This window comes from Chitiniphilus shinanonensis DSM 23277 (assembly GCF_000374805.1).
In the GTDB taxonomy this organism is placed as follows: Bacteria; Pseudomonadota; Gammaproteobacteria; order Burkholderiales; family Chitinibacteraceae; genus Chitiniphilus; species Chitiniphilus shinanonensis.
Genome location: NZ_KB895367.1, coordinates 1 through 6,012, shown reverse-complemented (window position 1 = coordinate 6,012; position 6,012 = coordinate 1). Strand labels below are relative to the sequence as shown.

5 protein-coding genes are annotated in these 6,012 nt (G+C 62.8%); 4 read left to right on the top strand and 1 reads right to left on the bottom strand.

Annotated features, from left to right (window positions below; all coding sequences use genetic code 11):
• Window positions 1-654: sensor histidine kinase (locus C556_RS0118565; protein ID WP_018749746.1), on the top strand; the 654-nt coding region annotated here is incomplete at its 5' end.
• Window positions 641-865 carry a hypothetical protein gene (locus C556_RS23345; protein ID WP_157236277.1) on the top strand — a complete coding sequence of 75 codons (225 nt, stop codon included), beginning with the start codon at window positions 641-643 and terminating at the stop codon, window positions 863-865. The genes C556_RS0118565 and C556_RS23345, both read left to right, overlap by 14 nt.
• 208 nt (window positions 866-1,073) lie before the next feature.
• On the opposite strand, the gene C556_RS0118560 is transcribed toward C556_RS23345, so the two are convergent.
• Window positions 1,074-1,760, bottom strand: a complete 687-nt coding sequence (locus tag C556_RS0118560) for a hypothetical protein (RefSeq protein WP_018749745.1) — start codon at window positions 1,758-1,760, stop codon at window positions 1,074-1,076.
• Between the two features lie 196 nt (window positions 1,761-1,956).
• Here C556_RS0118560 and C556_RS21185 point away from each other — a divergent pair, with 196 nt between their 5' ends.
• Both C556_RS21185 and C556_RS0118550 read left to right on the top strand, forming a co-directional pair.
• Window positions 1,957-2,469 carry a thermonuclease family protein gene (locus C556_RS21185; protein WP_018749744.1) on the top strand — a complete coding sequence of 171 codons (513 nt, stop codon included), beginning with the start codon at window positions 1,957-1,959 and terminating at the stop codon, window positions 2,467-2,469.
• Between the two features lie 540 nt (window positions 2,470-3,009).
• A partial coding sequence (locus C556_RS0118550; RefSeq protein WP_018749743.1) for an ESPR domain-containing protein occupies window positions 3,010-6,012 on the top strand: 3,003 nt, incomplete at its 3' end.

Here is a 6,012-nt window from a genome sequence, read left to right as displayed (position 1 = left end):
GACGAAGCGCTGGACTTCCTGTCGCACGACATGCGCTCGCCGCAGGCGTCGATCCTGACCCTGATCGAACTGCACCAGCCGCAGCACGCCCAGGAGCAGGCGCTGCTGCAACGCATCGCCGCCCAGGCGCGGCGCACCCTCGCGCTGGCCGACAACTTCATCCGCCTGGCGCGGGCGCAGTCCGAGCAACTGCACCGCGAAGCGCTGGACCTGAACGACATCGTGATCGAGGCGGTGGACCAGCTGTGGGACCAGGCCCAGGCGCGCGGCGGCCGCATCGACGCCGAGGTGCCGGATCAGCCGTCGCCATGCGTGGGCGACCCGCTGATGCTGGCGCGGGCCTTGGCCAACCTGCTGGACAACGCACTGAAGTACGGTCCGGAGGGCGGGGTGGTGCGCTGCGTGCTGCGGCGCGACGGCGGGCTGTGGCGGATCGCGGTGATCGACCAGGGTCCGGGGATTCCGGAGGCGGCGCGGGCGTCGATGCTGGAGCGGTTCCAGCGGGTGGAGGCGGGGGACGCGCGTGGCTTCGGGCTGGGGCTGGCGTTTGTGCATACGGTGGCGCAGCGGCACGGTGGCGGCCTGGTCATGGACCACACGATCGATGGGTTTGCGATGACCATGGTATTGAACAGCCTTGGTGGCCGGCGATGATGCACTGATTGCCTTTCGGGATAGTTGGTACGCCTTGCCAGAACCATTGCGCCAGACTTTGTCGGCCATTCCAAATCCGCTGATTCATGCCGATCGATTTGCAATTTGCCTTGAAAAGGCCGCCGCAATGAATGGCGGCCTTTTCAATTCTTTGCAAATCAAAACCATTGTCAAGGCATCTTCATATAAGCGAATTATCTTGATAAATTAAAGGCGGTCGGACGTTGCATGGATATGAGGAACAAGAAGGGAGGGTAAAACCGGGGGGTTGTAGATGAAGGTATTGAACTGGCTAGGGATGGTGTATTGGGCGATGTAACCAATGCAGGGGTTCCATCCTCCGCGGCGCTCCTCAGCCGCGTTCGCGCCACATCCAACGATGTGGCGCTTTTTTTATCCTGATTCCGGAAGAATTGGGCTTATCCACCAAAATAGACGGAATCGATCCTGTGCTTGACCGCGATATCGCGATTGGCGCGTTCGAGCGTTTCGATCCTGAGGTGCGCTTCGACCAGTTGATCCATCAACCCGCGGCAATGTTCCTCGGCGCCGGTGCAGCGTTCCTGGAATTCGCGGCGTTCGGTCATCACGTCGGACAACACTTTCTGCAAGCGGGTGAGGTCCTTCCTCAATTCCGCCGCGCGCGTTTCGGAGGCATTGAAACGCGTGGCCAGGATGGCGTAGTTGGTCTTGGTTTGCGCCAGCGTTTCCTCCAGCGCGCGCTGGGTGGCCTCGGCCTTCTGCGCGCGTTCCTGCGCCAGCGCGATGTTTGCCATGGCATCCCGGGTGGCGGCTTCGGCGGTGGCCTGGGCCATGTGGTGCGCCTCGGTCAGGGCCAGTTCCCACAGCGCGGTCATGGCGCTCTCCGCCATCTTGCCCAATTGAGGACGGGAGAGGTTTTCCGCAACCCGGGTGGGCAGGTGGTTCCACCAGTCGTTCAACAGATCCTGAAGGCCCTTGTGGGCGCCGGTCCACTGGGGCTGCATTTCATGCAGTCTTTCCAGGGGCAGGACGCATTCCGAATAGAACATTTCGTCGAGCTGGGCATTGAGCGCATGCTCATTTGGTTTTTTCGGCCAGTCGCCGGTGCCGGTGGACAGATCCATGGAAGAACTCCTTTACCAGAAGATTTGCGAAACGATTCAACCCTAAAGATAAGTCCGATTTCGGATCGGGTTTGTCAAATTTCATCCAGGTTCCGGATTTGCCCCGCTGGATGATTGTTTGCAATTCAATTCTGCTTTTTGTGCAAGAGTTTCCCCAGGTCACTGGGAGCGGATCATGTCGGTCGGTGGATTGCTGATGATGCTGGGTCTGATTGCACTGCCAAACACTTCGTCCGCGGCGGATTGGGTGGGGCGCGTGGTGGGAATTGCCGACGGCGGCGTGGTGGTGGCCAGGAATGAGGCCGGGGCCATGCTCCGGGTGCGCCTTGCCGGGGTCGAATTGCCGGAGCCGGGCCAGCCTTTCAGTAATGCGGCGGAATTGGCGCTGGTGGATTTGTGCTACCAGAAACAGGCGCGGATCCGCGTGGAGAAGAAGAGCGCCGCCGCCCCGCGCGTCGCGCAGGTGCACTGCGCCGGCGTCAACGTGAACCTGGCAATGGTGCTGGCCGGCATGGCGTGGGCCAGCCGCACCGCGCAGCACGATACCCGGATCGCCCAGGCGGAAGTGCTGGCCAGGCAAGGCCGCTACGGCCTGTGGCAGGCCCCGGCGCCCATGTCGCCCTGGGAATGGCGCCGTTGCCGCAAGCGCGGGCAGTGTGGGACGCCATCCGATGCACCGGCGACCCGATTGGGCAGCCTGGCGATGTGATGGGCCGCGAGGCGGGGTTCAAGCGGCTTCGTTGCCACAAAAAATGCAAATGTCATCGAGCGCGTCTGGCACTGGCGTCGCGACGTTGAAGACTCCCGACAAAAGCCAGCGCGGCGGTTCCCACCGGAACTGCCGCGCTGGTTTTTTTGATTGGGCCCCGGGGCGAGGCCAACTGCATGGCGCCCGCCCCAAATGCCTGCCGCTGCTTTGCTCGGGATGAATCGAAAGTGCTCAATGGCTTTCTTTTATTTTCCCGAATTTGAAGGGTGTTTGTTTTGTTTGTCAGGCTGGCGTCGGAAATTATGCGCTTTTTTGTCCGCTGCGGTATTGCCAGGAATAAGCGATCGTCTCTTGCATTTGATGAATGTTTGCAATTTGCCTTTTCTTTGGGAGTTATCCTAAGGACGGGCGACGGCTGTTCGTATAGCCTCGCTCGTTGAGGCGCAATACATTTATTTCCGGGTGCGAATCCGAATCCGAATTCGATATGCGTTCATTTCGGGCCCTGGATTGGCAGTAGCCATCATTGGAAGCAGGAATATGAACCAAATCTATCGAAACGTCTGGAACGCCACGCTCAATACCTGGGTCGCCGCATCGGAATTGGCCCGGGGGCATGGCCGCGCGCAAAGCGCGTTGCGCATTGCCCGGCGCACGGCGGTTGCAGCTGGCGTGGTGGTGACCGCGCCAGGGTTGGCCTGGGCGGATACCGACATCACCGCGCCTGCTTCGTACACCCCCATTACGGCCAATCACGATCTGGCCATGATCAGCGTGAATGGCGGTGTCACCAATTTGAATGGCACGATCAATTTCAGCGGCTCCAGCGAAACGCAAGTGACCACCAAGACGCTTGAGGAGCTTTATAACGCCGGCTATGTCGTCGGGCCGTTTGAGGTTTCCAAGACCACGACGCCGTTCCTGCTATTGGGATCCAAGACCAAAGGGGTGGAGGTGCTGGATACGGCCACCATGGGCAAGACGGTGGCGAATGTCTATGACAGCGCCAATTTCGCCCAGGAAGCGGCCGGTTATGGCGTGGGGTTTGGCATTTATTCGGCCACCACTGGCAATGGCCCGTTCATCGATGCCTCGCTGGCGGATGTTTCGGGTGGCGGGACATTCAATCTCGATGCCAGCGGTACCCTCGGTGATGGCACGACACGCAATACCACATTTGTCCAGGTGACGGATGGGGTGGTCAATTGGAACGGTTCCACCAAGGTGATGTTTGTCGCGTTGAAACAGGTGCTCTCCGCAGCTGACCTGGCGGCGAAGGCCGTGACGGCCACCATGACCAGCTACAACGGCGCTTTTTCGGTCACGGACGTATTTGGCGTCGTTCACAACGTATCGGTCTCCAACCTGGCCGAAATGGTGGCCTACAACGATTGGCTGATCACGCAGCTCCAGGCGGGGAATCTGGGATCGGGGGCCGTGGCACAGACCAATTACGAAAAGGCCCTGGCCCTGGCTTATACCAATACGACGCTCAACTATACGGTCAATCAATCCGATGGCACCGTCGGGCCGAACGACCCGATGCTGGAGCCGGCGGGGACGATGATTGGTCTGCTGGCCGATGGCGCCAATGCAATAGGGCACGTGGGCGCCACCGGCAAGATCGCCGGCGACTGGAACTCGGTCGGCGGCACGCTGCTTCAAGCCAGGAATGGGGCAACCATCGTCAACGATGGCATCGTCAGCAGCGTCAGGCTGGGGACCGGCATGGCGGCCGAAAGCGGTGCGCATCTGATCAACAACGGCGTGCGTCATGTAGGCGATGCCGGCAATGGGGTGATTGGCGAGGTCAAGGCCGATTCGATTGGCGATGCCGGGACGACCTTTATCAATAACGGCATCGTCAATCTCTATCTCTACAACTATTCCGCCCTGGGTGGTTCTCCGGTCAGTACCTGGCTGACTGTCCAATCGGGGGCTGCGGGTACCAACAACGGTACGGTCAATGTCGGGGTCAATCCCTCGCCGGCCTCGCCTTCCGGTGTCGGCGTCAATGTCCTGAATGGCGGTCAATTCACCAACGCCAGCGGCGGCGTGATCTACCTGGGCCGTGCCCCGTCGGAAAACGTCGCCCTGTTGCCCGAGGATCGCGGCGGCGCCGACGTGGCGCAGCCCAACGGCGATATCGGCATCCAGGTTTCGGTGGGTGGCAAGGCCGTCAACAATGGCACCATCGTCATCGGCGACAAGGTGCAGAAGGGCTGGGGGATCTGGGTGACCGGCGCCAACAGCACTACCTCCGCCATCAACAACGGCACCATCAAGGTCAACGGCCACTACAACGACACCCCGCTGGCCAATGTCGGCCTGTACAGCACCACGACCGTCGGCACCGCCAACAACGCCGGCACCATCGATGTATCGGGTGTCAATGCCATCGGTATCCAGGCCCTGAGCGGCGGCAAGGCGGCCTCCAGCGGCACCATCAATGTCGATGGCGCGGTGACGGCCAACGGCCTGCGCAGCTATGGCATCTGGGCGGAAGGCAGCGGTTCCGCCGTCGGCCTGTCCGGAGCGGTGAACCTGACTGGCGAGGGGGCCATCGGCGTGCATGCGCGCGATGGCGGCCAGGTGGCGGTGTCGGGCGCCGGGGTGGTCAACTTCTCGGCCGGCACCCACCAGATCGGCTACTACCTGTACGGCCCAGGGGCGACCATCCTCACCAACGGCACGGCGTCGCAGGCGGTCACCACCGAGGATTCGACGCTGTTCCGTATCGGCGGCGGGGCCAGCTACGCCGGCGTGGCCGGTGCCGGTGGCGCGGTGACCGCATCCGGCCAGGGCAGCAAGGGCATCGTGGCCACCGGCACCTCGGGCGGCATCGTGTCGTCGTACAACTCGAACGGGATGACGCTGGCGCTGGCGGGGCCGGACACCATCGGGGTGCTGGTGGAAGGCGGCGCGCAGGGCAAGATCAGCAGCAGCGCCGATCTCCAGATCACCAATGCTGCGGCGACCGGTTCGATCGTCGGCGTGGTCGATGGCCAGGCGCACGACCTGATCGGTGGGGCGATGGGCGCGCCGATCGCCGGGGTGCTGGCCGACGCCAGCAAGGCCGCCGGCGCGGCCGGCTTCGGCAGCGGCACGCTGCTGGTGACCCAGGCGGCGCTGAATTCGACGGTGGACGAGGTCACCGGCTACGTGGCCCGCCACGGTGGGATGCTGAGCAATTCGGGCGCCTTCACCTTGTCCGGGACGGATTCGGTCGGCCTGCTGGTGGAGGCCGGCTCGCGCATCGACAACAGCGGCAAGCTGGTGCTGAGCGGCGAGGATTCCTACGGGGCGCGGGTGCTGAACGGCACGCTGAACAACAGCGGCGACCTCGAGGTCCACGGCACCGCGGTCTATCTGGAAGGCGCCTCGGCCACGCTGAACAACAGCGGTGGCGCGCATCTGCTGGCCACCGACGGCCGGGCGGCGATCGAGGTGGGCCCCGGCGCCAACCTGGTGTTCGGCGGCCCCGGCTCCGGCGTGGTGGAAGGCCGCGGCAGCGCGTCGGCGATCCGGGTCGATGCCGGGGCG